The organism is Roseateles sp. 22389, from assembly GCF_052044995.1.
GTDB lineage: Bacteria > Pseudomonadota > Gammaproteobacteria > Burkholderiales > Burkholderiaceae_C > Roseateles.
This window is the reverse complement of sequence record NZ_JBQEOF010000004.1, coordinates 139,884-164,932: the sequence shown is the minus strand read 5'-3', so window position 1 is coordinate 164,932 and position 25,049 is coordinate 139,884. Positions and strand designations below refer to the sequence as shown.

The 25,049-nt window shown below is 71.7% G+C and carries 20 protein-coding genes and 1 pseudogene (1 of these 21 only partly in view); 13 read left to right on the top strand and 8 right to left on the bottom strand.

Features of this window, described 5'->3' with window-relative positions; all coding sequences use genetic code 11:
* The first annotated feature begins 90 nt into the window (after positions 1–90).
* From ACTJKJ_RS07580 to tolA, 7 genes are all read left to right on the top strand, one after another.
* Entirely contained in the window at positions 91–2,430 is a 2,340-nt protein-coding gene (locus ACTJKJ_RS07580; protein WP_440820039.1) for a TonB-dependent receptor, read from the top strand.
* Positions 2,431–2,433: 3 nt separating this feature from the next.
* Positions 2,434–5,340, top strand: a complete 2,907-nt coding sequence (locus tag ACTJKJ_RS07575) for an exo-rhamnogalacturonan lyase family protein (RefSeq protein ID WP_440820038.1) — start codon at positions 2,434–2,436, stop codon at positions 5,338–5,340.
* A gap of 67 nt (positions 5,341–5,407) precedes the next feature.
* The gene (locus ACTJKJ_RS07570) at positions 5,408–7,228 is read left to right on the top strand and encodes a rhamnogalacturonan lyase B N-terminal domain-containing protein (RefSeq protein ID WP_297382755.1); all 1,821 of its coding nucleotides are present in this window, start codon (positions 5,408–5,410) and stop codon (positions 7,226–7,228) included.
* Positions 7,225–8,076: a GDSL-type esterase/lipase family protein gene (locus ACTJKJ_RS07565; RefSeq protein ID WP_440820037.1), complete on the top strand. Its 852-nt coding sequence runs from the start codon at positions 7,225–7,227 to the stop codon at positions 8,074–8,076. Before ACTJKJ_RS07570 ends, ACTJKJ_RS07565 begins: the two co-directional genes overlap by 4 nt.
* A 224-nt stretch (positions 8,077–8,300) precedes the next feature.
* Positions 8,301–8,993 (top strand): protein TolQ, encoded by a 693-nt coding sequence (gene tolQ / locus ACTJKJ_RS07560; RefSeq protein ID WP_091724361.1) that lies wholly within the window; start codon positions 8,301–8,303, stop codon positions 8,991–8,993.
* Positions 8,994–9,008: 15 nt separating this feature from the next.
* Positions 9,009–9,449 carry a protein TolR gene (gene tolR, locus ACTJKJ_RS07555; RefSeq protein ID WP_183479174.1) on the top strand — a complete coding sequence of 147 codons (441 nt, stop codon included), beginning with the start codon at positions 9,009–9,011 and terminating at the stop codon, positions 9,447–9,449.
* Positions 9,450–9,483: 34 nt separating this feature from the next.
* The gene (tolA, locus tag ACTJKJ_RS07550; RefSeq protein ID WP_091725231.1) at positions 9,484–10,386 is read left to right on the top strand and encodes a cell envelope integrity protein TolA; all 903 of its coding nucleotides are present in this window, start codon (positions 9,484–9,486) and stop codon (positions 10,384–10,386) included.
* Here the strand turns inward: tolA and ACTJKJ_RS07545 are convergent.
* From ACTJKJ_RS07545 to ACTJKJ_RS07530, 4 genes are all read right to left on the bottom strand, one after another.
* On the bottom strand, positions 10,364–11,239 hold the full coding sequence (locus tag ACTJKJ_RS07545) for a hypothetical protein (protein ID WP_297382757.1): 876 nt from the start codon (positions 11,237–11,239) through the stop codon (positions 10,364–10,366). The genes tolA and ACTJKJ_RS07545 overlap by 23 nt on opposite strands.
* A complete protein-coding gene (locus ACTJKJ_RS07540; RefSeq protein WP_141225261.1) occupies positions 11,226–12,185 on the bottom strand; it encodes a DUF692 domain-containing protein in 960 nt (319 codons plus the stop codon). Before ACTJKJ_RS07540 ends, ACTJKJ_RS07545 begins: the two co-directional genes overlap by 14 nt.
* Positions 12,182–12,454 carry a hypothetical protein gene (locus ACTJKJ_RS07535; protein ID WP_091724357.1) on the bottom strand — a complete coding sequence of 91 codons (273 nt, stop codon included), beginning with the start codon at positions 12,452–12,454 and terminating at the stop codon, positions 12,182–12,184. The genes ACTJKJ_RS07540 and ACTJKJ_RS07535 overlap by 4 nt, the downstream gene beginning before the upstream one ends.
* 226 nt (positions 12,455–12,680) lie before the next feature.
* A complete protein-coding gene (locus ACTJKJ_RS07530) occupies positions 12,681–13,343 on the bottom strand; it encodes a LysE family translocator (protein ID WP_297382758.1) in 663 nt (220 codons plus the stop codon).
* Between the two features lie 132 nt (positions 13,344–13,475).
* Between ACTJKJ_RS07530 and ACTJKJ_RS07525 the strand changes: the two genes are divergently transcribed.
* The gene (locus ACTJKJ_RS07525) at positions 13,476–14,438 is read left to right on the top strand and encodes a helix-turn-helix transcriptional regulator (protein ID WP_440820036.1); all 963 of its coding nucleotides are present in this window, start codon (positions 13,476–13,478) and stop codon (positions 14,436–14,438) included.
* A gap of 9 nt (positions 14,439–14,447) precedes the next feature.
* On the opposite strand, the gene pcp is transcribed toward ACTJKJ_RS07525, so the two are convergent.
* Positions 14,448–15,086 (bottom strand): pyroglutamyl-peptidase I, encoded by a 639-nt coding sequence (gene pcp / locus ACTJKJ_RS07520; RefSeq protein ID WP_440820035.1) that lies wholly within the window; start codon positions 15,084–15,086, stop codon positions 14,448–14,450.
* A 158-nt stretch (positions 15,087–15,244) separates the two neighbouring features.
* Between pcp and ACTJKJ_RS07515 the strand changes: the two genes are divergently transcribed.
* The gene (locus tag ACTJKJ_RS07515; RefSeq protein ID WP_440820034.1) at positions 15,245–17,785 is read left to right on the top strand and encodes an ATPase, T2SS/T4P/T4SS family; all 2,541 of its coding nucleotides are present in this window, start codon (positions 15,245–15,247) and stop codon (positions 17,783–17,785) included.
* A gap of 129 nt (positions 17,786–17,914) precedes the next feature.
* Here the strand turns inward: ACTJKJ_RS07515 and ACTJKJ_RS07510 are convergent, their stop codons facing one another.
* On the bottom strand, positions 17,915–19,228 hold the full coding sequence (locus ACTJKJ_RS07510) for a 3-deoxy-D-manno-octulosonic acid transferase (RefSeq protein WP_440820033.1): 1,314 nt from the start codon (positions 19,226–19,228) through the stop codon (positions 17,915–17,917).
* Positions 19,229–19,244: 16 nt separating this feature from the next.
* On the bottom strand, positions 19,245–20,633 hold the full coding sequence (locus ACTJKJ_RS07505) for a phosphomannomutase/phosphoglucomutase (protein ID WP_440820032.1): 1,389 nt from the start codon (positions 20,631–20,633) through the stop codon (positions 19,245–19,247).
* Between the two features lie 193 nt (positions 20,634–20,826).
* Here ACTJKJ_RS07505 and ACTJKJ_RS07500 point away from each other — a divergent pair, with 193 nt between their 5' ends.
* From ACTJKJ_RS07500 to ACTJKJ_RS07490, 3 genes are read left to right on the top strand one after another with little or no spacing between them, the layout of a single operon-like run.
* Positions 20,827–22,362, top strand: coding sequence for a DNA-3-methyladenine glycosylase 2 family protein (locus ACTJKJ_RS07500; protein ID WP_440820031.1), 1,536 nt, complete (start codon positions 20,827–20,829; stop codon positions 22,360–22,362).
* Positions 22,359–22,943, top strand: a complete 585-nt coding sequence (locus ACTJKJ_RS07495) for a methylated-DNA--[protein]-cysteine S-methyltransferase (protein ID WP_440820030.1) — start codon at positions 22,359–22,361, stop codon at positions 22,941–22,943. Before ACTJKJ_RS07500 ends, ACTJKJ_RS07495 begins: the two co-directional genes overlap by 4 nt.
* Positions 22,940–23,830, top strand: a complete 891-nt coding sequence (locus ACTJKJ_RS07490; protein WP_440820029.1) for a DMT family transporter — start codon at positions 22,940–22,942, stop codon at positions 23,828–23,830. Before ACTJKJ_RS07495 ends, ACTJKJ_RS07490 begins: the two co-directional genes overlap by 4 nt.
* Here the strand turns inward: ACTJKJ_RS07490 and ACTJKJ_RS07485 are convergent.
* The gene (locus ACTJKJ_RS07485) at positions 23,793–24,383 is read right to left on the bottom strand and encodes a TetR/AcrR family transcriptional regulator (protein ID WP_440820028.1); all 591 of its coding nucleotides are present in this window, start codon (positions 24,381–24,383) and stop codon (positions 23,793–23,795) included. The genes ACTJKJ_RS07490 and ACTJKJ_RS07485 overlap by 38 nt on opposite strands.
* Positions 24,384–24,575: 192 nt before the next feature.
* Here ACTJKJ_RS07485 and ACTJKJ_RS07480 point away from each other — a divergent pair.
* Positions 24,576–25,049, top strand: a pseudogene (locus tag ACTJKJ_RS07480) (MFS transporter); it runs 832 nt beyond the window's last position.

Genomic DNA, 25,049 nt, shown 5'->3' with positions numbered 1-25,049 from the left:
ACGAATCCTTCGCGTCGTCTTGACAACGTTGTCGCCCCTCGTCTCATTCATCTCTTTCGTCTCTTTCCACAACAAGAACCCAGGTCCCCCATGTCGATTCACGTCCCCTCCCTTTCGCGTCCTCCGCTCGTCGCGGCCCTGTGCGCCGCCGGCCTCCTGCTGGGCGCCCATGCGGCGCAGGCCGCCGCGTCCAGCGACAACGCCAACGCCAACGCCAGCGCCAACGCCAATGCCACTGCCGGTGCGAATGCCAGCGCCAAGCTGAACACCACCGTCAACGACAGCAACACCGGCAGAGCCACGTCCAACGTCACCGAGCTCGACGCGGTGCAGGTCACCGGCCGCGCGAAGAAGGAGCAGCATCCGCAGCGCCCGGCGTCGGCCGTCTCGCGCGTGCGCGGCGAGTCGCTGGCAGAGCTGCATGTCGAGGACATCCAGGACCTGCAGTACGTGGTGCCGGGCCTCTACATCCAGAGCACGGACTCGAACGACACGCAGCTCACCATCCGCGGCGTGGGCGACGGCGGCGGGCAGACCAGCGGCGACCAGAACATCGGCATGCCCAGCAGCGTCGCCACCTATGTCGACAACGTCTACTTCCCGCGACCGGGCATCATCCGCTCGCTGACCGACATCGATTACGTCGACGTGTTCAAGGGCCCGAGCGGCACCGTGTTCGGCCAGAACGCGACCGGCGGCGCGATCGACATCCACACCAAGGGCCCCTCCTTCCAGCGTGAAGGCGCGGTCAGCGTCTCGTATGCGGAGCGCAACACGTCCAAGCTGATGGCGGCCCTGTCGGGACCGCTCAGCGACAGCGCCGCCTACCGTGTCACGGCGCTCTACGCGCACAGCGACGGCGCGGTGAAGAACCTCGCCGACGGCGGCTCGCTCAACGGCTACGAGCGCAAAGGCCTGCGCGCGCAGGTGCTGCTGCGGCCCAGCGCCAGCTTCGAGCTGACGCTGACCGCGGACTACGGCGCCGAATCGGCAACCCCGGCCCGCGTCTACAAGTCGGTGGCGGACAGCTTCCCGGCCACGGCGCGCAAGATCGGCGCGACCTACGTGGCCGGCGGCCGCGAGACCATCGTCGACGACGTCACGACCACCGCCGCCGAGCAGGGCGGCGTGTCCGCCGAGGCCAACTGGAAGCTGGACGGCGGCTACAAGTTCCGCTCGGTCACGGCCTGGCGCCATTACCGCTATGTCCCGCAGTTCGCCGACGAGCTCAGCGTGCGCATCTACGCCAACAGCGGCACGGCGGTGGACGACTCGACCTTCACCCAGGACCTGCGCCTGGAGTCGCCGCGCGGCGATTTCTTCGACTACGTCGTGGGCCTGAGCTACTTCCGCGACAACCAGGACACCGAGGCCCACACCCGCTACGCCAGCACGGACATCGTCAACACCTACGCGGGCAACGGCTTCAAGGGCCTGGACATCGTTCGCAACGGGCACCTGGAAGACGAGATGAGCTCGGCCTACGGCCGCGGCACCTTCCACCTGAGCGACCGGCTGGACCTGCAGCTCGGCGCGCGCGCCACCTACAACGATCGCGACGCGAGCTTCGTGCGGCTCAACCGCGCCGCCTTCGATTCCGGCGACCTGCGCGTGCACAAGGTGCTGCCGTCCGCGTCGGCTAGCCTGAAATTCCAGATCGACGACGACTGGAGCGGCTACCTGTCCTACGGCTACGGCCGCAAGGCCGGCGGCATCAATGTGTCCGCGGGCGCGGCCAAGAAGGCCGGGCTCGACACGCTGCTGCTCAAGCCCGAGACCACGCGCAACGTGGAGATCGGCGTGATCGGTGCGCTGGTGCCGGACCGGCTGACGCTGCAGGCCGACGTGTTCCGCACGCAGGTGAGCGACTTCCAGACGCAGGCCTACGACGATGCCAACGCCACCAGCTACCTGATGAACGCCGGCGACTACCGCAGCCAGGGCGTGGAAGTGGCGCTGCGGGCGCAGCCGCTGGAGCGGCTGGACGTGGTGCTGAGCGGCATCGTCAACGATGCGCGCTACACGGATTACCGCCGCGCGCTGTGCCCGCCCGAGATCACCGCCACCTTCTGCGACCTCACCGGCCAGCGCGTATTCAACGCGCCCAAGCAGGTGCTCGCGCTGTCGGCGCGCTACAACTGGTCGCAGGGCGACTTCAAGCCCTACGCCTCCGCGCGCTACACCTACCGCGGCTGGACCTACGGCTCGGTCGACAACGCCGCGTCCGCCCGCGTGCCGGGCTACGGCCTGGCGGCCTTCACGCTCGGCGTGAAACGCCCCGGCGCCGGCGGCGACTGGGACGCGGCGCTCTGGATCACGAACGCGTTCAACAAGCTGTACTACACCCGTCTCAATGGCGGCAGCACGGTGATCGGTTACGTTGGCGACCCGCGCACCGTCGGCGTCACCCTCGGCTACGCCTTCCGCTGAGCCATGCCGATCAGCCGACGCCATCTGCTGCGAGCCCCGGCCCTGCTGGCGCTGTCCAGCGCCGCCGCGACAGCCGCCACCGCGGCAAGCACGCCAGCCGGTACCGGCGGGACTGTCCCGCCCGCCCCGCCCCGCGCGCTCCCCCGGCCCCCGTCCGACGCGGGAGACCTCCCCTCTGCCCCGGCGGCACCGACGCCGCTGCCGCACGACCTCGACCCGCAAACGCTGCGCTGGCTGGACGGCGCCGCGCCGACCGGGCATGCCGGCACGGACTGGGGCTGGCCATGGCCGCGCGGCGAGGTGCGGCGCGGCCAGGCCTTCGCGCTGCGGGACAGCGAGGGTCGGCTGCACGCGCTGCAAGGCTGGCCGCTGGCCTGGTGGCCCGACGGCTCGGTGAAGTGGACCGGCCATGCGCTGCCGCCCGCCTTGACGCCGCCGGGCGAGGCCACCAAAGCCTGGCGCATCGTTGCGCTGCCACCCGGCAAGACGGCGCCCTCGTCCATCCCGCCGCTACGCGTGGAGGAGACGGCCGATGCGGTGATCGTCGATACCGGCGTCATCCGCTGCACCGTGCCGCGGCGCGGCGCCACGCTGGTGGCCTCGATCACGCGCGGCGGCGTCGACATCCTGCGCGAGCTGCGCCTGGTGGCCGATGCCGACGACGCGCCCGATGACGAAGGTCCGACGCGCCGCACGCGGCGCAGCCGCGGCGAGGTGGAGACCGTCGACATCGAGCAGCGCGGGCCGCACCGCGCGGTGCTGCGCCTGCGCGGCCGCCATCGCGCGCTCCCGGACACTGCCGCCGATACCGCAACGGCCACAGCCACAGCCACCGGCTCCGCCGCCGATGCCGCCGCGCGCGCGTGGCTGCCCTTCGACCTGCGGCTCTACCTGTACGCCGGCGGCGACGCGCTGCGCATCATGCACAGCTGGGTCTTCGACGGCGATCCGCAGCGCGACTTCCCGCGCGGCCTGGGCCTGATCGCCGACGTGCCGCTGCGCGACCCGCTGCATGACCGTCACCTGCGTTTCGCCGGCGCGGCCGAGGGCCCGGACGCGGGCCTGTGGGCCGAGGCCGTGCGCGGCCTCACCGGACTGCGCCGCGACCCCGGCGCCGAGGTCCGCGCCGCGCAGCTCGCGGGCCGTGCCTGCCCGCCCGACAGCACCTGGCAGCGGACGGTGCGCGAGCTCCAGGATCACATCCCCGCCTGGGGCGACTTCAGCCTCACCCAGCACTCGCCGGATGCCTTCCAGATCCGCAAGCGCACGCGGCCGGGCCACACCTGGATCCATGCGGCCGACGGCGCGCGCGCCGCCGGCCTGGGCTACGTGGGCGGCCCGGGCGGCGGCCTGGCCTTCGGACTGCGCGACTTCTGGCAGCGCCATCCGGCGCAGCTGGAGGTGCGCGGCGCCCACACCGGCACGGCGCAGGTGCGGCTGTGGTGGCACAGCCCCGACGCGCCGGCGATGGACCTGCGGCCTTACCACGACGGCCTCGGCCAGGACAGCTTCGAGCAGCAGCGCCAGGGCCTGGAGCTGACCTACGAGGACTACGAGCCAGGCTTCGACACCGCGGTGGGCGTGGGCCGCAGCCACGAGATCACGCTCTTCGCGCTGGCCGCGACGCCATCGCGCGAGCGCCTGCTGCAGCTGGCGCGGCTGGTGCAGACGCCGCCGCGGCTCGTGGCCGCGCCGCGCCGCTACCTCGACACGCAGGTCTTCGGCCCGCTGTGGTCGCTGCCCGACCGCGGCACGCCGGCCAAGGCCGCGATCGAGGACCGGCTCGACAGCCTCTTCGACTTCTACCGGCGCGAGGCGGAGCAACGTCGCTGGACCGGCTTCTGGGACCACGGCGACATCCGTCACACCTACGACGAGGACCGCCACGAGTGGCGCTACGACGTCGGCGGCTTCGCCTGGGACAACTCGGAGCTCTCGCCCGACCTGTGGCTCTGGTCCGCCTTCCTGCGCAGCGGGCGGGCGGACATCTTCCGCTTCGCGGAGGCGATGGTGCGCCACACCAGCGAGGTCGACACCTATCACCTGGGCCGCTTCCAGGGCCTGGGCACGCGGCACGGCGTGCTGCACTGGAGCGACAGCGCCAAGCAGCTGCGCATCAGCACCGCCGCCTACCGTCGCCACTACCACTACCTCACCGCCGACGAACGCATCGGCGACGTGCTGCACGCGCTGCGCGACGCGGACCGCACGCTGATCACGCTCGATCCCGGACGCAAGCTGGGCGCGCGGCCGACCGGTGCCGGCGACGGGCTGCTCGGCGTCGGCACCGACTGGGGGGCGCTGCTGGCCAACTGGCTGACCGAATGGGAACGCAGCGGCGACCCGCGCTGGCGCGACCGCATCCGGCGCGGCATGCAGAGCGTCGCCGCGATGCCGCATGGCTTCTTCAGCGCCGCCACCGCGGGTTATGAACTCGAGACCGGCGCGCTGATCGACGTCTCGGGCGGGCGCGTCGGCGCGAGCCATCTGAGCGCGGTGTTCGGGCTGACGGAGATGGCGGCCGATCTCATCGCACTGCTCGACGTGCCGGGCTTCGAGGATGCCTGGCTGCAGTACTGCGCGCTGTTCAACGCGCCGGTCGAGGAACAGCGCCGCGCGCTGGGCGCGCCGCACGGCGGGGCCCGGGCGCTGTACGTGGGGCACTCGCGCCTGACCGCCTACGCGGCGTGGCGCCGCCGCGATCCGGCCCTGGCGCAACGCGCCTGGCGCGAGTTCCTGAGCGATCCCCGCTCCGGGCCGCTGGCGACGCGGCGCGTCGATGGTCCCGCCGTGCTCCGCCCGGTGATCGAGGCGCCCGGCCTGAGCACCAACGACGCCGCGCAATGGGCGCTGGCGGCGATCCAGAACCTCGCCCTCATCGGCGATGCCCTTCCCGAGGCGTCTCCCTGAGGCGCTTTCCCGTCCCCGGCCGACGCCTCGACATCGCGCGGGCGGCCTTCATCCACGAGGAGCAAGCATGCTGAATCCCCGATCCTGGCGCGCCTGGCTGGCGCGGGCGGCCGTCGTCGCGAGCGCGCTCGCCCTGCCCCATGCGGCGATGGCCGCGTTCAGCCTCACCACCCGCTGGGACGGCGGCAGCGCATCCAAGGTCCAGTACGAGGTGGACACCAACGCGGGCCTGGTCCTGCGCGTCATGGCCTATGACAACGGCGCCAGCACGCAGTCCGCGGGCGACATCTCCAGCCTCGTCTACAACGGCGTCCAGTACCAGGACCCGGCGCGCGGCTCCCAGCTCAACTCGGGCTTCGACGGGCTGTACAGCAATGTCTCGGCGGTGAGCGTCTCGGCGGAGATGCTGTCCTCCAGCGGCGCGTCGACGCCGGCCTCGACGGCGCAGAACGGCGCGCTCACCGGCGGGGCCTACATCAAGATCACGGTCACCAGCAACAGCGGCAAGGGCGGGCTGCTCAAGCACTACTACCTGATCAAGGCGGGCGAGCCCCGCGTCTACATGGCCACCTATTTCACCGAGGAGCCCGACACGCTGGACATGGTGCGCTACATCGTGCGCGTGCCCATCGGCGCGCTGTCCAGCGGCCCGCCGGCGGGCGTGCCCGGTGGGCAGACCAGCGCGGGCACCTGGCCGCAGGACCTGCGCGGCACCGACACCACGGTGGAGTCGGGCGACGTGTTCGGCTTCTCCGCGGGCAACGCCCTCGCGGGGCAGACGCGCTCCAAGCATTACGCCAACCAGCGGCTCAAGGATTGGCAGTACTTCGGCGGCCGCAACAGCGCCGGCACCGTCGGCCTGTGGCTCTACCGCGATGGCCAGGAAGGCGGCTCGGGCGGTCCGTTCTATCGCAGCCTGCTCAACCAGATCACGACCACCACCAACGAGCTGACCTACATCGTCAACTACAGCGAGGGCCAGACCGAGCCCTTCCGGCTCGGCGTGCTCAACGCCTACACGCTGATCTTCACCGACGGCAGCGCGCCGGCCGCGCCCGACACCAGCTGGTTCTCCGTGGCGGGCCTGCAGGGCTACGTGCCGCCGTCCGGACGCGGCGGCATCGCGGGCGTGGCCTTGACCGGCACCGTCGCGGGCAACGCCTACACCGTCGGCTTCGCCAACGACCAGGCGCAGTACTGGGCCTCGGCCGACCTGGCCAACCGCGGCTTCTTCAAGTCCACCGGCATGCTGCCCGGCGCCTACACGCTGACCGTCTACAAGAACGAACTGGCGGTCTACAGCACCGGCGTGCAGGTCACCGCGGGCAGCACCGCCTCGCTGAACACCATCGCCATCGACGGCGATCCGGAAGCCACGCCCGCGCTCTGGCGCATCGGCCGCTGGGACGGCGCGCCCACCGAGCTGCGCAACGGCGCCCAGGTCACGACGATGCACCCGTCCGACGTGCGCCTGGCCAGTTGGTCGCCGGGCGCCTTCACCGTGGGCAGTTCGGCCGACACGGCCTTCCCGGCGTATCTCTGGCGCGACGTGAACAGCGGCCAAGTCGTGCGCTTCACCCTGACCAGCACCCAGATCAAGGACGCGACGCTACGCATCGGCATCACGACGGCCAGGGCCAACGGACGGCCGTCGATCAGCGTCAACACCTGGAGCTCGGACACGCCGGCGGCCTCGACACAGCCCACGACGCGCACGCTCACGGTCGGGACCTATCGCGGCAACAACACCACCTACCGCTTCGCGATTCCCGCGAGCGCGCTGGTCGTCGGCACCAACACGCTGACGATCAACGTCGCCGGCGGTGGCTCGGCCACCGGCTACCTGAGCCCGTCGTTCGCGGTCGACGCGATCGATTTCGTCCAATGAGCGCGGGGCGTCGCGGGCCGAGCCGCCGCGCGCTGCTGGCGCTGGCGGCGGGGCTGGGAGCGGCGTCGTGGCGCGCGGGTCGGGCGGACGCGTCGGCCGGTTTCGCCGCGACACCGGCCGCCGGGCCCGCGCCGATGGATCGTGGCAGGACCCTGTTCATCGTCGGCGACTCCACCGTGCGGAGCGCCGGACGCCATGGCCAATGGGGCTGGGGGGAACGGCTGGCGCCGTGGTTCGACCCTGGCGAGGTGACGGTGGCCAACCACGCGATGGCCGGCCGCAGCAGCCGCAGCTTCCTGCGCGAAGGACGATGGGCCGAGGTGCGCTCGCTGCTGAAGCCGGGCGACGCGGTGCTGATCCAGTTCGGCCACAACGACCTCGGACGCGTCGGCGATCCCGCCGCCAAGCAGCGCGGCGTGCTGCCGGGGATCGGCGACGAGACCGTGGAGGAAGCGCTGCCCGACGGCGGCGTCGAGCAGGTCCGCAGCTTCGGCGCCTATCTGACGGCGTACCTGCGCGACGCGCGGGCCGCCGGCGCGGTGCCCGTCGTCGTCTCCCCGGTGCCGCACCGGGACCACTGGCGGGACGACGTGGACTTCCCCGAGATCGGCGCCTGGGGCCGGGAGGTGGCGCGGCGCGAGGGCGGGTGGTTCATCGACCTGACGGGGGCCGTCACCGGGGCCTACCGCGCGCTCGGCCAGGCCGAGGTGGACCGGCTCTTCGCCGACGCCAACACCCACACCAACGAGGCGGGTGCGACGCTCAACGCCGAATGCGTCGCGCGCTTGCTGGGCGCCCTGCCGGACGCGGCGGGCGTGCCCCGGCCGCGGGCGCGGCCGCGCGCGTAGTCCAAGGCCGAAGGTCGCGGCGTTCCGGTGCGCGCGGTCGCAACGTCGCACCGCTGACACGCTTCTTTGCATGTGGCTGGTTCGCCGTTTGCCAAGGAGGCCGCCAGTCTTGTCACAATTCCCCCTTTCGATCACGACCCGACCCTCGACCGGCCACCGCTCACCGCCGGCCTCCGCGCGCCTTCGCGCCGGGTGCCGTCCCGCGATCACCCTTCGTTGACCTCATGAACCAAGACCTCTCCATCATTTCCCTGATCGCCCATGCCAGCCTGACGGTGCAGCTGGTGATCGCCGCGCTGCTGCTGGTGTCGCTCGCGAGCTGGAGCGTGATCTTCAGCAAGCTGATCGCGCTGGGACGCGTCAAGGCGCGCAACGAGGGCTTCGAGCAGGAGTTCTGGTCGGGCAAGAACCTCAACGACCTCTACACCAGCGTGTCCAACCGCCCGGACGGCGCGCCGCTGGAGCGCATCTTCGCCTCGGGCATGCGCGAATTCCTGAAGCTGCGCGAGAAGCGCGTCGTCGATTCCGGCGCGCTGCTGGACGGCGCCCGCCGCGCCATGCGCGCCAGCTACCAGCGCGAGCTCGACGCGATGGAGTCGCACCTGTCCTTCCTGGCGTCGGTGGGCTCGGTCTCGCCCTACGTGGGCCTGTTCGGCACCATCTGGGGGATCATGCACGCCTTCGTGGGGCTGTCCAACCTGACCCAGGTCACGCTGGCCACCGTCGCCCCGGGCATCGCCGAGGCGCTGGTCGCCACCGCCATCGGCCTGTTCGCCGCCATCCCGGCGGTGCTGGCCTACAACCGCTTCGCCCGCCAGATCGACCGCAACGCCATCACGCTGGAAACCTTCATCGAGGAGTTCTCCAACATCCTGCAGCGCAACGCCGGCCAGCCGGCGCCGGCCGCGCAGCGCTGATCCGGAGGAACGGCCATGCCCGCGATGTCCTCCCGCGGCGGCTCGCGCCGCCGCACGATGAACGAGATCAACATGGTCCCCTTCATCGACGTCATGCTGGTGCTGCTGATCATCTTCATGGTCAGTGCCCCCCTCATCACCACCGGCGTCGTCGACCTGCCCAGTGTCGGCACCGCCAAGACCCAGCCGCAGCACGTGATCCAGGTGATCGTGGGCACCGACGAGCAGCTCAAGATCAAGCTCGACGGCGACCAGGATCCGTCGCCGGTGCCGCTCAAGGCGCTGGCCGCGCGCGTCAGGGACGCGCAGAAGGGCGACGCGGCCACGCCGGTCGTGATCTCCGCCGACCGCAACGTGAAGTACGAGGCCGTCGTCAAGACGATGGACGTGCTGCAGCGCGCGGGCATCCAGCGGGTCGGGCTGGCCGTGAAGAACGGCGCCCCGGCCGATCGCTGAGATCGGGAAGCGGCCCCAGACGATGAGCAACGCGATGGACATCGCCTCCCGATTCCACCCCGAACGCGATCCGCTGCGTCCGCCGCCGGCGCCGGGCCTGGGCCGCGGCTTCAGCTTCGCGGTCGTCGCGCACGTGCTGCTGGTGGTGGCGCTGAGCTTCGGCGTGAGCTGGCGCTCGACGCCGGTGCCGGCGCTCGAGGCGGAGCTGTGGTCGGCCGTTCCCCAGGCCGCCGCGCCCAAGGAACAGCTGCCGACCGACCCTCAACCCGAACCGCCCAAGCCGCAGCCCGAACCCCCGAAGCCGCAGCAGCCGACGCCCCAGGAGGTCCAGGCGCAGCGCGACGCGGACATCGCGATCGCCAAGGCCAGGGAGCGCAAGCAGAAGGAAGAGCAGGAGCAGCGCGAGGCCGAGGAAAAGCGCAAACAGGACCAGCGCCGCAAGGACGAGGCCGAGCAGAAGGAACGCGACCGCAAGGCCAAGGAAGAGCAGGCGAAGAAGGACGAGGCCAAGGAGAAGGCCGACAAGGCCAAGACCGAGAAGGCCCGCAAGGACGCGGAAGCCCGCGCCGAGGCCCAGCGCCAGGAGAACCTGCGGCGCATCCAGGGCATGGCCGGCGCCAGCGGCGGACCGACCTCGACCGGCACGGCGCTGAAGAGCTCCGGCCCGTCGGCCAACTACGCGGGCCGGATCAAGGCCCGCGTGCGGCCCAACATCATCTACGCCGACCCGGGCGGTCCGTCCAACCCCGAGGCCGAGGTCGAGGTCCGCGCCGGCCCGGACGGCACGATCGTGGCGCGCAAGATCGTCAAGTCCAGCGGCCTGCCCGACTTCGACGGCGCGGTGCTGCGTGCGCTCGACAAGACGGAGAAGCTGCCGACGGACACCGACGGCACCGTGCCGCGGGTGATGATCATCACCTTCCGACCCCGCGAGTGAACCGCAGGGGGAACGCGACGCCATAAGCGTCGGCGCCCCCGCCCTGCTCGACCGTCTCGACCCGCGCCATCCAGCCGCGCGTCATCGCCATCGGCAGCCAGGCGCTGAAGTCGAAGGCGGCGCCGGCCAGCTGGAGCGCGCGCTCGAGGTCGTGCCCGGCCAGGAGCGCCTCGAACCAGCGCAGCGCGGCGGCGTCGATCGCCATCGCGCGGCCCTGCCAGCCGTCGCGCCAGACGACCACCGCCTCGCGCGCGCCGATGCCGAAGCTCTCCGTCGGCAGCTCGAGCAGCCCGCGCAGCGAGGGCGCCTGGCAGCGATGCAGCGCCACATGGTCCGCCAGCACCAGCCGCACCGCCGCGGCGGGCAGTCGTCCCAGCAGCACCAGCGAGCCCGGGTCCCGCCCCGGCTCCGGCAGGCGCTCGACCTGATGCAGGTTCCATTCGAGGCGCGCCAGCGCGGTCCACAGCGGCGGCAGCCCGACCGCCTCGGCCTCGGCGAGCAGGCCGATGAGCGCCTCGCCCCAGGTGCCGAGGTCGCCCTGGACCGGCGGATGACGGCGCCAGCAGGTCCAGGCCAGCGAGGCGAAGCTGCCCGCCTGGTGGGCCTCCATGCGCTCGCGCAGGCGCGGATAGACCCCGGCCAGCACGCGCTCGGCGCGGAGGCCGGCCTGGACGCGGTACAGCCGCAGCGCCTGGGCCAGGCCGCCCGGGAGCGCCGGCAGCGCATGCAGGCCGGCCGGCGCCAGGGCCAGCGCCTCGCCCTCCGAGGCCGCGAGCAGGGTGTCGGCCAGCCGGCCCTGGCGTTCGATCAGCTTGCGCTGCCCGTTCTGTTCGTCGCTCTCATGCCGCGTCATCGTCGGACTCCTGGAACTGGATGGGGAAGCTGTCCCGGCCGCGCCGGTCCTGCCGGGGCGGTGGCGGCGCGATCACCTCGCGGTCAAAGGCCTGCTGCTCGCGGCGCGCCCGCGCGACCTCCTCCGTCAGCGTCGCCAGCGGCGGCGCCGGGCGGCCGCGGTCGATCACGGTCGGGCGTGCGCCGATGCGGCCCAGCGCGTGGCGGTAGAGCGACCAGACGTCCTCGCCGACCGGATCGCCCTGCCCGCCGAAGGCCACGCCCTGCGCCTGCGCATGGCCGGCCAGGTGGTACTGGCCCACGACGGCCGGATCGATCTCGTCCAGCCAGGCGATGCCGGCCCGCACGATCGCCTCGTCCCGATGACCGCGGTTGATCGCAGTGACGACCAGGCTGTCCAGGTTGACCAGCACCCCGCAACCGGTGCGCCGCGCCAGCGCGTTGAAGAACGCGGGCTCGCTCAGCGTGTCCTCGTCCCACGCGAGGCAGGCCGCGATCGGCTCGATCAGGATCTGCCGCCCCAGCGCTTCCTGCGCGGTGTCGACATGGTCGGCCAGCAGCGACAGGCTGCGTTCGCTGAAGGGAATCGGCAGCCGCGCATGCAGGTGGATGGGCGCTCCGGGTCGATGCACGCGGTTGAAGCAGGCGTACTCGGACACCGCGCCCGGCCGCACCGCGTCGACCAGCTCCCTCACCTGCCGCAGGTGGCCGCCGTCGATGCCGACCGCCGAGCCGAGCCCCAGGCCCGCGCCGTGCAGGCTCACCGGGAACCGGCGCGCGGCATCCAGCAGCAGCTGGCGGGCGGCGCCGCCGGGCGACAGGAAGTCCTCGGTGAGGACCTCGAGGAAATCGATGCCGGGCGCGCCGCGGACCATCACCTCCTGGTAATGAGGCTGCCGCCACGCGACGCCCACGGCGACCGGCCACAAGGGGGCGCCGGACCTCACGATGCCGCCTTCGCGCCGCCACGGCCCTCGGCGCCGATGGACCCGGGGCCGATCCCGCTCGTCACGCGGGCCGGTGCCGCCGGGAGGTACTGCCAGTCGCTCGGCAGTTGACCGATCGCCGCCTCGACTGACAGATCTTCATGGTTGTTCTGACTTGCCTTGATGAGGCCATACCACCTCTTGGTGTCGCGACCGTCAGGCGCATGGGCCGAGGTGCCCGCCGCCAGCGCGGCCGTCAGCGCGGCGAGGATGATGTGGCGTGTGGTCATGAACAACTCCGATGGGACGGGGCCTGGCCCCGCGAGGGTGGATGGATCGGCGCGTCGCCGGATCTCGTCGATCCGCCGGCCACGCGCCGGGGCCCTCAGTTGTCGACCTCTCCCGCGCGTTTGGCGTCGGGTCGGTGTTCATTGACAAGGATCAAGCACATTGACGCCCTCGCCCCACGCCGACGACACGCTGGCGACACGCCGTCCGCGCCCGTCGCCGACGGCCTCAGCCCAGCGCGGCCATCCCCGCCTGGTGCCAGGCCTGCCACGCGGTATAGAGCGCCGTGACCCACAGCAGCAGCCCCACGCCGCGCAGCAGCAGGCGCTGGCGCCGCAGTCCGGCGGCGTCGGCGGTGCCGAGCCGGCGACGCCCGCCCGCGGCCAGCCAGGCCAGCCCGCCGTAGACGCCGATCTGCGTCGCGGCGGTGACGATGCCGATCGCGCCGAGCTGCAGGGCCAGCCCGCCGCGCTCGGGATGCACGAACTGCGGCAGCACCGCCAGGCTGAAGAGGTAGGCCTTGGGATTGAGCAGGTTGGTCAGCATCGCGCCGAAGAAGGCCGAGTGCGCGCGCGGCCCGTCCGCCGGCCGAGACTGTGTGGCGGTGGGTTCGGCGCGCATCAGGCCCCAGCCGAGCCAGCCGAGGTAGATCGCGCCGGCGACCAGCATGATCGTGAACGCGCCGGGCAGCGTCCGCAGCAGCAGAGCCAGCCCCATCGCACCCATCGCGAGGTGGCAGAACGCCCCCGCGACGACGCCGCCCAGCGCCGCCAGGCCCGCGCGCAGTCCACCGGTCAGGCTGTGCCCGACGACGAAGGCCATGTCCATGCCCGGGATCAGCACGATGCCGAGCACCAGGGCGAAGTAGAGCGTCAGATCGGCGGGATTCATTCGAGGGTCTCCTGGTTGGGGGGCGGCTGTGGCGCCCAGACAGCGCACGAGGCGCGGAATGCCACGCAGCCTAGGGCCGATATAGGGCGGATCCAGCCCTATATCGAACGCAGGCGCCGTAGACTCGCCGGCATGTCGCTCCCCGCCTCCCGGATCCTGGCCTTGCTCGAGCTGCTGCAGTCGCGCGGGCAGCTCGATGGCGCCGCCATCGCCGCCGAGCTGCAGGTCGAGCGCCGCACCGTGCGGCGCTACATCGTGGCACTGGAGGCGCTGGGCATCCCCGTCGACCGCGAGCGCGGCCGCTTCGGCGGCTACCGCCTGGCGACCGGCTTCCGCTTGCCGCCGCTGATGTTCAGCGAGGACGAGGCGCTGGCCCTGGGGCTGGGACTGCTCGCCGCGCGGCAACTGGGACTGGCCGACACCGCGCCGGCGGTCGCCAGCGCGCAGGCCAAGCTCGAACGCGTGCTGCCCGCGGCGCTCAAGCAGCGCCAGCGCGGCATCGCCGAGCGCGTCGCCCTCGACCTGCAGCCGGCCGTGCCCGCGAACCCCGCGGCCCTGTCGACGCTGGGCGCGGCGGCCCTGGCGCAGCAGCGCGTGGCGATGCGCTACCGCGACCTGCAAGGGCGGCTCAGCGAGCGGCCGTTCGATCCCTACGGACTGGGCTACCGCGGCGGGCGCTGGTATGCGGTGGGCCATTGCGGGCTGCGGCGGGCGCTGCGCTCGTTCCGGCTGGACCGGATCGAATCGGTCGATCCGCTGCCCCAGAGCTTCGGCCGCCCGGAGGGCTTCGACGTGCTCGCGCACCTGAACGCCTCGCTGGTCGAGATGCCGCGCGCCCATGCGGTGCGGGCGCTGGTGCAGGCGCCGCTGGAGGCGCTCACGCGCCAGCCGCTGGCCGCGATCAGCAGCCTGGAGCAGCAGGAGGACGGCGTGCTGCTGCGCTGCCAGGCGGATGAACTGCCCTGGATGGCGCTGTCATTCGCCGCCCTGCCCTTTCCGTTCCGCATCCTCGAGCCCGATGCGCTCGCGCGCGAGATCGCATCGCATGCGAGGCAACTCCTGACCCTCGCCGGTCAGGCGACGGCTCCCGACTGAGCCAGCCGCTCAGTCGAGCTGGCCGCCGCCGAGGCGGGCTTCCTCGGCCGTCACGGCCAGTTCGAGGGCCAGGCGCGTGGCCGCGACCAGCGTCGGCAGGGGCAGGCTGGGCGCGCCGGGATGGCGCGCCGCCTGCTCCGGCAGGTAGGGGATGTGCATGAAGCCGCTGCGAACAGGGCGTTCCTTCACCAGATGCTGCAGCCCGTAGAACAGGTGATTGCAGACGAAGGTGCCGGCGGTCTGCGACACCGACGCCGGAAATCCCGCTTCCCGCAGTCCGGCCACGATCGCCTTGATCGGCAGTGTCGAGAAGTAGGCGGCCGGCCCGCCCGGGACGACCGGTTCGTCGATGGGCTGGGCGCCGGCGTTGTCGGGGATCCGGGCGTCGTCGACGTTGATGGCCACCCGCTCCAGCGACAGGTCGCAGCGCCCGCCGGCCTGGCCGATGGCCAGCACCACCGACGGCTTCACCCGCGCCAGCGCCTCGTCCAGCCGCGTCAGCGCCTCGCCGAAGACGCAAGGCAACTGGACTGCCACCACGCGCGCCCCGGCAATCGCCTCGCCGTTGAGCGCCCGGGCCAGTTCCCAGGAGGGGTTGATGGTCTCGCCGCCGAACGGCTCGAACCCGGTCACCAGCAGGTTGTTCATGGTCGGCGAGTCTAGTGGGGCGGACGGCTGGGGCCAGCGACGAGCCAGGCCGGATAGGCAGGCACGCCGCCTGCTTATCCGAGTAGTGGGCCCACCACAAACGAGTTACTCTCCCGCCCAATATCTGCCTAGACACAGAACTCTGCGGAGACCGCCTGATGACCGACCCGTCCGTGCCGCTGCAATGGCCTCAAGCCCAGTCGTCCGCCTCGCCGGCGGCTGAGGCGGCACCGCTGTTCGAGTGGCCGACGCCCCCCTTCGCCGCCTACCCCCGGCCGCGCACCCAGCGCGAGCCGCAGGCCTGCGAGATCCTCGGCCTGAACGGCAGCCGCACCGTCGGCAAGGTGATCCTGATGGTGCCGGGCGAACGCCTGGCGCAAGTCGTGGTGCCGCCGGCGCGCAACGCGATGCCGCTGAAGTTCTCGCAGTTCAAGGCGCTCAAGCTGCTGCACGCGATCGAGGTGCCACCGCGCGATCCAGCCACTGCCGACGACCCGCTGTCGCTGGACCAGCGCCCGCGCAGCGAGTTCAAGCTGGTCTACCAGGGCGGCGAGGAGCAGAAGGGCACGACCATCGGCCATCACGAGACCGATCTCGGCCTGTTCCTGTTCCCGCCGGTCAGCGAGACCAGCGACTGGGTGCGCTGCATGTTCGTGCCGCGCGAGGTGCTGGTCAGCTTCGAGGTCGGCGAGCGCATCGGCGACCTGCTGGTGCGCCAGCAGGTGGCGACGCAGGAACAGGTCGATGCCGCCGCCGGCGAGCAGCGCGACCTGCGCGACCGCCGCGTCGGCGACATCCTGGTGGCGCAGCACATCGTCTCGGCCGAGCAGCTGATGCTCGCGATCGAGCAGCAGGCCAAGATGCCGATGGTGCGCATCGGCGAAGCGCTGCTCGCGCTGGACCTGGTGACGCAGGCGCAACTCGACGAGGCGCTGGCGCAGCAGAAGCAGGACCGCTCGGTGCCGCTGGGCGAGCTGCTGGTGCGCAAGGGCATCGTGACGCGCGCGCAGCTGCAGTCGGCGCTGGCTCGCAAGATGGGCTACCCGCTGGTGGACGCGGACAACTTCGCGATCGAGCCGGACGCGGTGCGCAAGCTGCCGTTCTCGGTGGCCAAGCGGCTGGAGGTGCTGCCGCTGGTGCTGCGCGACGGCCGCCTGATCGTCGCGATGGAAGACCCGACGCGGCGCGACTGCATCGACGAGGTCGAGTTCATCACCCAGCTCAAGGTCGTGCCGGCGCTGGCGCGGCTGGGCTCGCTGCAGTTCGCGATCCCGACCTCCTACGAACGCTTCGGCAGCCAGCCGGTCGCCAACCGCGACGGCGGCCTGCCGCCGCTGACGATGGACTTCGAGCTCGACAGCTCCGACAAGCTGATCGAGACGCTGGAGCGCGAAGGCCAGGAGCAGGTCGCCCGCGAGGCCGCGCGCGAGGAGGAGAAGGACCGCCAGATCGAGCAGAGCGACAACTCGCTGGTCCGGCTGATCAACACCATGATCATCGACGCGCACAACCAGAACGTGTCGGACATCCACATCGAGACCTATCCGGGCAAGGAGAAGGTCAAAATCCGCTTCCGCAAGGACGGCGTGCTGCAGCCCCACCTGGAACTGCCGCACACCTACCGCAGCGCGATGATCGCGCGCATCAAGATCATGTGCGACCTCGACATCTCCGAGCGTCGCAAGCCGCAGGACGGCAAAATCAATTTCGCCAAGTTCTCGGAGCGCCACAAGATCGAGCTGCGCGTGGCCACGATCCCGACCAACAACGGGCTCGAGGACGTGGTGATGCGGATCCTGGCCTCGGCCAAGCCGATCCCGATGGAGAAACTGGGCTTCTCGGAACACAACCTGCGCGAGCTCAAGGCGGCGTCGGAGCGGCCCTACGGCATGGTGCTGTGCGTGGGCCCGACCGGCTCGGGCAAGACGACGACGCTGCACTCGGTGCTGGCCAACATCAACACGCCGGAGCGCAAAATCTGGACGGCCGAGGATCCGGTCGAAATCACGCAGGCGGGGCTGCGGCAGGTGCAGGTCAATCCGAAGATCGACTGGACCTTCGCGAAGGCGCTGCGCGCTTTCCTGCGCGCGGACCCGGACGTGATCATGGTCGGCGAGATCCGCGACGAGGAAACCGCCGAGATCGCGGTCGAGGCCTCGCTGACCGGCCACCTGGTGCTGTCCACGCTACACACCAACAGCGCGCCCGAAACCGTCACGCGCCTGCTGGACATGGGCATGGACCCGTTCAACTTCGCCGACTCGCTGCTCGCGGTGCTGGCCCAGCGGCTGGTGCGGCGCATCTGCCCGGCCTGCCGCAAGTCCGAGCCGATGCCCGAGGCGACGCTCAACGAACTGCTCGACGACTACCTGCACGTGTTCTCGGCCGAGAACCGGCCGGCGCGTGAGGCGGTGCTGGCCGAGTGGAAAGGCCAGTTCGGGCAGCCCAATCTGCTGCATTACCACTCGCCCGGGTGCGACAAGTGCGATCACACGGGGTTCAAGGGCCGCGCGGGGCTGCATGAGCTGCTGACCGTGTCGCGGCCGATCCGGCGGCTCATCCAGACCGGCGGCCGGGCCGAGGAGCTGATGCACCTGGCCATGGCCGAGGGCATGCGGACGCTGCGCCAGGATGGCATCGCGAAGGTGCTGCAGGGCGTGACCACGCTCGGTGAGGTTCGGTCGACCAGCAATCAGTAGAAGTCGCCTGCAACGGCCCGGGCGTTGGCCGCGATGGCATGGGGCCTTGGCGTCAAGCGCCAAAACCCCAAGCCATCCCGTCCCCGATCAGCACCGTCCTTCGACGGATTTGCGACCGAGGACGCCGGATCAGGCTGCGGCCAGTTTCAGGATGGGCGCGGCCATCCGTTGCGCCGCGCCGCGATGCGCGGCCGCGAAGGCCGTCGCAGCGTCCGCCATCTCTTGCCGCTCGCTGGGCTGCGTCAGCAGCGCGAGCGCTTGCGACAGACCTTCCGTCAGCGTGGCCACGCGGCGCGCGGCGCCGGCCTGCAGCGACAGTTCCGCCGCCTCGGCGAAGTTGAAGGTGTGCGGGCCCATGAAGAGCGGAACGCCGCAGGCGGCCGTCTCGATCAAGTTCTGGCCGCCCAGCTTCTCGAAGCTGCCGCCCAGTAGCGCGACGTCCGCCAGGCCGTAGTACAGCGCCATCTCGCGCATCGAATCGCCCAGCCACACGTCCGCCACGCCCGCGCTCAGGGGCGGCGTCGCGATGTCGCTGGTGCCGAAGGCGCTGCGGCGCGCGAGCGTCAGGCCAGCGTCCGTGACCATCGCGGCGATCTCGTCGAAGCGCTGCGGATGACGCGGCACGATCAGCAGCAGCGGTGAACCCGCTGGCGCCCTCGCCGCCTGTGCCGACTTCCAGGCCGCGAGCATCGCGGCCTCCTCGCCCTCGCGGGAGACCGCCAGCATCACCACCGGCCGGTTCAGGCCGGCCCGCCAGGTGCGTCCGCGCGCGAGCAGGGCCTCGTCGGGCTGCAGGTCGAATTTCAAATTGCCGCTGACGCGCACGTCGGCGACGCCGGCCTGGCGCAGCCGGTCGGCGTCCTGGGCGGTCTGCGCCAGCGCCAGGCGCAGGCTGCGCGCCGCGGGCGCCAGCAGCGCCTTGAACTTCTCGCCGCGGCGCAGGCTGCGCGCGGAGAGCCGCGCGTTGGCCAGGACCATCGGCACGCCGGCCTTTAGCGCCTCGTGCTGGACGTTGGGCCAGATCTCGGTTTCCATCAGCACGCCGACCGCGGGCCGGGTGCGCCGCAGGAATCGCCGCACCGCGCCCGGCGTGTCGAAGGGCAGCCAGCGCTGCGTGTCGCCGTCGCGCAGCAGCGCGCGGCCGGCTTCCCGGCCGGTCGCCGTGGTGTGGGTGAGCAGCAGGCGCAGGCCGGGCCGCTCCCGCCGCAGCTGCTCGATGAGCGCCGCGGCGGCGCGTGTTTCGCCCAGCGAGACCGCATGCACCCAGATCGCGCCGGGTTCGATCGCCGCGCCGAAGCCGAAGCGTTCGGCCGGATGCGCCGCGTAGAGCGGTTCCTGGCGGCCGCGCAGGAACAGGCGCAGGAAGTACGCCGGCGCGGCGAGCCTCAGCACCGTGCTGAAGACGCCGCGCGCCAGGCGCTCCTTGAACGAGTCCGGCGTCACCGGCAGCGAGCGCCGCTCAATGGCCCGAGGTGAAGGTGATGTCCGGCTTCACGCGCGTGAGCTGCGCCAGGACTTCCTTCTGGATGCGCTCGAGCGCCTCCTGGGTGTGGCCCTCGAAGCGCAGCACCAGCACCGGCGTGGTGTTGGACGCGCGCACCAGGCCGAAGCCGTCGTCGTACTCGACGCGGATGCCGTCGATCGTGACGATGTCCTTGGCATTCGGGAACTCGGCGATCTCCTTGAGCTTGGCCACGACCTCGTGGTGCTCGCCTTCCTTGCAGGGGACGTTGAGCTCGGGCGTGTTGACGCTGTTGGGCAGGTCGTGCAGGACCTTGGACGGGTCCTCGCTGCGCGACAGGATCTCCAGCATGCGCGCCGCCGTGTACATCGCGTCGTCGAAGCCGTACCAGCGCTCGGCGAAGAAGATGTGGCCGGAGAGCTCGCCGGCCAGCGGTGCACCGGTCTCCTTGAGCTTGGCCTTGGCCAGCGAGTGGCCGGTCATCCACATCAGCGGCTTGCCGCCGTGCTCGCGGATCCACGGGGCCAGGCGCTGGGTGCACTTGACGTCGAAGATGATCTCCGAGCCCGGCAGGCGCTTGAGGATGTCCGCGGCGATCAGCATGATCTGGCGGTCCGGCATGATCATCGTGCCGTCCTTGGTGACGATGCCCAGGCGGTCGCCGTCGCCGTCGAAGGCCAGGCCCAGCTCGGCATCGGTGGCGTGCACGACGCGCTTGAGGTCCTCGAGGTTCTCGGGACGCGACGGATCCGGATGGTGGTTGGGGAAGTCGCCATCCACCTTGGAGAAGATGTCGATGACCTCGCAGCCCAGCGCGCGCAGGATGGCCGGGGCGGTTGCGCCGGGGATGCCGTTGCCGCTGTCGACGACGATCTTCATCGGACGCGCCAGCTTCGCATCGCGGACGATGCGCTGGGTGTACTCGGCGGTGATGTCCATCGCGGCGACGCGGCCCTTGCCGGTGGCGTAGTCCTCGGCCTCGATGCGGCGCTTCAGGTCCTGGATCTGCTCGCCGTAGACGGCGGCGCCCTTGAGGACCATCTTGAAGCCGTTGTAGTCCTTGGGGTTGTGGCTGCCGGTGACCTGGATGCCGGAGTTGCAGCCATGCTTGCCGCGCGTGGCGGCGACGTAGTACAGCATCGGCGTGGTGACGGCGCCGATGTCGACGACATCCAGCCCGGTCGACTTCAGGCCGCGGATCAGCGCATCCACCAGCGACGGGCCGGACAGGCGGCCATCGCGGCCGACGGCGACCGCCTTCTCGCCGAGCTTGAGCGCCTCGGTGCCGAAGGCCTTGCCGAGGTGCTCGGCCAGCGCCTCGTCCAGCGTCGTGCCCACGACACCGCGGATGTCATAGGCCTTGAAGATGGATGCGTGAACTTGCATGTGCGTCCTTGCAGGAATGGGTGATGGTTCAAAAACTGGGGCGCATTGTAGGCAGGCCCCATGCGGCGCCCGTGTAACCCGGTGCACGCAGGCAAACCGCGGGCCAGGGGCCATGCGACCGGGCCCCGGCGGCTGCAGGGACATGTCCGAAAACGGCCAGATCCGGCGCGGACCGACTCCTATCATCCTGGCCATGGACTTCCTCCTCGACCCCGACCACTGCTACCCCGCGCTGCTGGCGCGGGATGCGCGCTTCGACGGCCAGTGGTTCGTCGGCGTGACCTCGACCGGCGTGTACTGCCGGCCGATCTGCCGGGTGCGCACGCCGCGCCGGGAGAACTGCCGCTTCTTCCCGAGCGCCACGCTGGCCGAGGCCGCGCGCTTTCGCCCCTGCCTGAAGTGCCGCCCCGAACTGGCGCCCGCCGCACGCCCCTGGAGCACGATGGACGCCGCCGAGGTGCTGGCCCGGGAAGCGGCGCGCTGGCTCGACGAATGCGCGCCGGAAGAGGCCTCGCTGCCCGCGCTGGCCGCCCGCCTGGGCGTCAGCGAACGGCATGTGCGGCGCGTCTTCACCGCCGTGCACGGCGTGGCGCCGCTGCAGTACCTGCAGACGCGCCGACTGCTGCTGGCCAAGCAGCTGCTGACCGACACCCGGCTGCCGATCGCCGAAGTCGCCCTGGCGGCCGGTTTCTCGAGCCTGCGCCGCTTCAACGCCGCCTTCCAGGAGCATTACCGCCTGAGCCCGACCGCGCTGCGCAAGGGCGGCGCCGAGGCCGAGGGCGCCCGGCCCGAGCGCGCGGCGGAGACCACCGAACTGCGCCTGGACCTGCGGCCGCCGCTGCTCGGCACCGAGCTGCTGCGCTTCCTGGCCGCCCGCGCGGTGCCTGGCGTGGAGCAGGTGGACGTGGCCGGCCTGTCGCTGGCGCGCAGCGTGCGGCTGACGCGGGCGGGCCAGCACGACCTGCTGGGCTGGGTGGCGCTGCACCTGAGCCCGGACGGCGCCGAGCGCCCGCAGGTGCGGGTGTCGCTGAGCCCCTCGCTGTGGCCGGCGATCGCGACGCTGATGCCGCGGCTGCGCCGCTGGCTGGACCTGGACGCCGACCCGCAGGCGATCGCCGCGGCGCTCGGCGAGACCCTGGGCCCGGCCGCCGAAGGCCTGCGGCTGCCGGGCTCGCTGGACCGCTTCGAGCTGGCGATCCGCGCGGTGCTGGGCCAGCAGGTGACGGTCGCCGCGGCGCGCACCCTGGCGACCCGCCTGATCGCGCGCTTCGGCGAGCCCCTGCCCGAGGCCGCCGATGCGCCGCCCGGCGTGACGCATGCCTTCCCGACACCCGCCACGCTGGCCGCCGCGACGGTGGACGAAATCGCCACCCTGGGCATGCCCGGACGGCGCGCGCAGGCGCTGATCGACCTGGCGCGCCACTGGCCGACGCTGGCCTTCGCGCAGGGCCGCGGCACGGTGGAGGACGCCATCGCCGAGCTGGCCGCCCTGCCCGGCCTGGGCCCCTGGACCGCGCACTACATGCTGATGCGCGGCTGGAGCTGGCCGGATGCCTTTCTGCCGGGCGACGTGGTGCTCAAGCAATGCCTGGAGCAACGCGCCGGGCAGCCGTTGCGACCGCGCGAACTGGTCGCCGCCGCCGAGCATTTCGCCCCTTACCGCAGCTACGCCGTGTTGCAACTGTGGCGGGAAGCCGCGCTCAAACCCCGCAAAGGAACCACGCCATGAAGACGTCCACCGTCACGCACACCGCCTGGACCGAGGCCGACACCCCGCTGGGCCGCCTGCTGATCGCCCGCAACGCCCAGGGGCTGTCGGGCCTCTGGTTCGAGGACCAGAAGTACCACCCCGGCACGATCGACGCGCCGCGCGACGACGCCGATCCGCTGCTGCGCGAGACCGTGGCCGCGATGACGGCCTACTTCGCCGGTCGCGACGCGGCCTCGACGCCACCATCGCTGCCGCCGATGGCACCGGCCGGCACCGCGTTCCAGCAAGCCGTCTGGCGCGCGCTGCTGGACATCCCGTCGGGCCTCACCGTGACCTATGGCGAGCTGGCCGCGCGCCTGGGCCGGCCGGAGGCGGTGCGGGCGGTCGCGGCGGCGGTCGGGCGCAATCCGGTGTCGGTGCTGATCCCGTGCCACCGCGTGCTGGGCGCCGACGGCAGCCTGACCGGCTACGCGGGCGGGCTGCATCGCAAGGAGGCCCTACTGACAATCGAGGGCGGACTTCCGGCTACGCTTCGCCCCTCGCTGTCCGGCCCGCCGGCACGGCGCCACGACAACAACACACCAGGGGTATCCGCGTGAAGCGAAGCGATCTGATCGAACTGCTCGTCCTGGCCGCCATCTGGGGCGCGTCCTTCCTGTTCATGCGGCTGGCCGCGCCGGAGTTCGGCGCGGTGGCCACCGCGGCGGTGCGCGTCGCCGGCGCGTCGCTGTTCCTGCTGCCGCTGCTGGGCCTGCGCGAGGGCCTCGGCGACCTGCGCACCCACTGGAAGGGCCTGCTGCTGGTGGGCGTGCTCAACAGCGCCTTCCCGTTCGCGCTGTTCAGCTATGCCGCGCTGTCGATCAACGCCGGCCTGTCGAGCATCCTCAACGCCACCACGCCGATGTGGGGCGCGCTGGTGGCCTGGGCCTGGTTCGGGCAGCGCCTGGACGGCTCGCGGATGCTGGGGTTGGCGCTGGGTTTCGCCGGCGTGGTCCTGCTGGCCTGGGACAAGGCCTCGTTCAAGCCGGGCGGCAGCGGCTTCGCGATCGTCGCCTGCCTGATCGCCGCGCTGAGCTACGGCGTCGCCGCCAGCGCCACCAAGCGCTACCTCACCGGCGCCAGCCCGCTGGCCGTGGCCACCGGCAGCCAGTTCGCCGCCGCCCTGCTGCTGGCCGCGCCGGCCTGGTCGATGCGCCCGGCCGCGATGCCCAGCGCGCACGCCTGGGGCGCGGTCGCGCTGCTGGCGCTGCTGTGCACCGGCGTCGCCTACATCCTGTTCTTCCGCCTGATGAAGCGGGTGGGGCCGACCAACACGATCTCGGTGACCTTCCTGATCCCGGTCTTCGGCCTGCTGTGGGGCTGGATCTTCCTGGGCGAGACCCTGAGCGCCAGCATGGCCGCCGGTTGCCTGGTGGTGCTGCTGGGCACCGCGCTGGCGGTGGGCGTGCTCAAGCTGCCTTCGACGACGCCGCCAGCGACGTCCTGAGGATCCGCTCCGACAACCCCGGCGCCGCGCCCGCGCAGGCCCGGGCCAGCACCAGTCCGCCGACCATGGTAGCCAGCAGGCCGATCGCGCGGGCCTCATCCTCGGCGGTCGGCGTCTCGACCACCGTGCCATCGGGCCGGTGGGTCGCCAGTTCGTGGACATAAGCGCCGATGCCGGCGCTCATGGACTCGCGCAGCAGGCCGCCCTCGCGCGCCGCGTCCACGCCCAGCGCCGCCATCGGGCATCCGCCGCCAGGCGCATCGCGGTGCGCGGCGCTGAAGTAGCGCTTCAGGAGTGGCCCCAGGTCGCCATCGTGCTTGTCCAGCTGCGTCGCCAGCCGGGACAGCGAGGCCTCGAAGGCCTGGTCGCAGGCCTCGGCCGCGAGCTCCTCCTTCGACGCGAAACGCCCGTAGAAGCCGCCATGCGTGAAGCCGGCCTCGCGCGAGATCTCCGCCAGGCCGACGCCGGCGATGCCGCGCTCGCGATACAGCTTGGACGCCGCGTCGACCAGTGCCTGGCGATTGGCGGCCGATTGCTCTTTGGTGACTTTCATGATGCTCGGCATTGTAGGAAGCGCGCTCGGCCAGCGCGGCGACGGCACGCCGGAATCCTCGATTTTGAGTAGGGTCATCATTAAATCTGAGCTCGACTTCGGGAAGGCCGATACCATGCCGGCCATCATCAAAAACCGTCCCGACGGCGCCCCTTGGCGGCCCGGCGCGGACGCCGGTACCGAAGGAACCGCATGCCCGCCGCCACCCTGTCCCACCGCCTGACCCATCGCGGTCTCCACTTCAGCTGGGTGATCGCCGGGCTGACCTTCCTGACGATGCTGTTCATGTCGGCCGCGCTGGGCCTGCCCGGCGCGATGCTGCAGCCGCTGGCGCAGGAATTCGGCTGGTCCACCAGCCAGATCTCGTCGGCCCTGGCGCTGCGCTTCGCGCTGTTCGGCCTGATGGGGCCGTTCGCGGCGGTGCTGATGGAGCGCTTCGGCGTGCGGGCCGTGGTCAGCGTGGCGCTGGCGCTGGTCGGCGGCGGAATGCTGATGGCCGGGCTGGTCACGCAGCTCTGGCACCTGGTCGTGCTGTGGGGCGTGGTGCTGGGCCTGGGCAGCGGCATGACCGCGCTGGTGCTGGGCGCGGTCGTCTCCAACCGCTGGTTCGCGTCCCGCCGGGGACTGGTCATGGGCATCCTGACCGCGAGCGCGGCGACCGGCCAG